The following is a 1387-nucleotide window of genomic DNA, read 5'->3' on the forward strand; positions in this document are numbered from 1 at the left end:
GCAGGGTCGGCAGATCCCGTTGAAGGCACCAGGCCAGTCAGGCGTTGGGCCAGACCCCAGCGGGAGGCGCTCACCTACATCATCACTGTCAGGCGTGCTCGGGGTCGTCGCGGTCGAAGCTCAGCCGCTGCACGCCCCCGCCCTTGCCGGGCGACCCGATGTCCTTGCCGTTGACGGTCAGGTTGAGGCTGCCGCCGACGCCGACCACCAGCTTCACCTTCTTCTTGGCGGTGAAGTCCTTCTCGTCGCCCTTGTGCAGGGTGCCGATGAACAGCGTCTCGCCCTTGTCGCCGATGACGTTGAGCCAGGTCGTCCGCTTGGCGGTGACGCGCACCTCGACCTTGGTGCGCGGCGCCTCGGCGACCGGGGCGCCGCCCTTCGGCGCCGCGGACGCGGACGGGGCGTGCGCGGACGGGGCCGGCGTCCCGGCGACCTGCTGGGCGGTGCGCTCCTCGCCGCCGCGGTGCCCGACCACCTGCACCACGCCGTAGATGACGACGAGCGCGAGGGCGAGCGCCATCGCCGCGCTCCAGTTCGGCGCCTTGCGCTCGCGGAACGCGACGGGCTGCTCCGGCTCGAACGCCGACACCGCCGACACCGGCTGCGGGGCGCCGCCGTGCGCGGCGTCGAACTCGGCGACGAGCGGCTCGGGGTCGATGCCGATGACGCGGGCGATGCTGCGGATGTGGCCGCGGGCGTAGAAGTTGCCACCGCACAGGGAGAAGTCGTCGGCCTCCATCCCGCGGATCACGGTCTCCCGGATCCGCGTCTGGAGACTGACCTGTGTCACCGAGAGACCGGCCCGCTGTCGCTCCTCCGCCAAGGTCTCACCGATGCTCACCTCGGGCCTCCTTCGGGGGCGCTCGCGGCCGATCTTCTGGGACACCAGTCTAGAAACGGCCATGCCCGATCGGCGACACGCGACACGTTCGATTCAGGGCAAGATTTCGCATCATTCCGCAATGCCCCGTCCTCTCCGGTCAGCCGCCGCCGCGCAGTTCCGCGAGCACCCCGGGCAGATCGTCCGGCTTGGCCAGCACGTCCCGCGCCTTGGACCCCTCGCTCGGCCCGACGATGTCGCGGCTCTCCATCAGGTCCATCAGCCGGCCGGCCTTGGCGAAGCCCACGCGGAGCTTGCGCTGGAGCATCGACGTCGACCCGAACTGCGTCGACACGACCAGCTCGATCGCCTGGACGAGCAGGTCCATGTCGTCGCCGATCTCCTCGTCGATCTCCTTCTTCGGCTTGTTCGCCTCGGCGACGTCCTCCCGGTAGTTCGCCTCCATCTGCCCCTTGCAGTGGTCGACGATCCCGTGGATCTCCTTCTCGGAGACGTAGGCGTTCTGGATGCGCATGGGCTTGCTGGCGCCCATCGGCAGGAACAGCG

The 1387-nt window shown here is 69.8% G+C and carries 2 protein-coding genes; both read right to left on the minus strand.

What is annotated here, in order from left to right; genetic code table 11:
* Positions 1-88 precede the first annotated feature (88 nt).
* Positions 89-841: a helix-turn-helix domain-containing protein gene (locus CHF16_RS39160; RefSeq protein WP_089331239.1), complete on the minus strand. Its 753-nt coding sequence runs from the start codon at positions 839-841 to the stop codon at positions 89-91.
* A gap of 139 nt (positions 842-980) precedes the next feature.
* A partial coding sequence (locus CHF16_RS39165) for a DNA translocase FtsK (protein ID WP_281259449.1) occupies positions 981-1387 on the minus strand: 407 nt, incomplete at its 5' end.

Origin of the sequence: Actinomadura meyerae, from assembly GCF_900188445.1 — a bacterium.
GTDB classification, from domain to species: Bacteria; Actinomycetota; Actinomycetes; order Streptosporangiales; family Streptosporangiaceae; genus Spirillospora; species Spirillospora meyerae.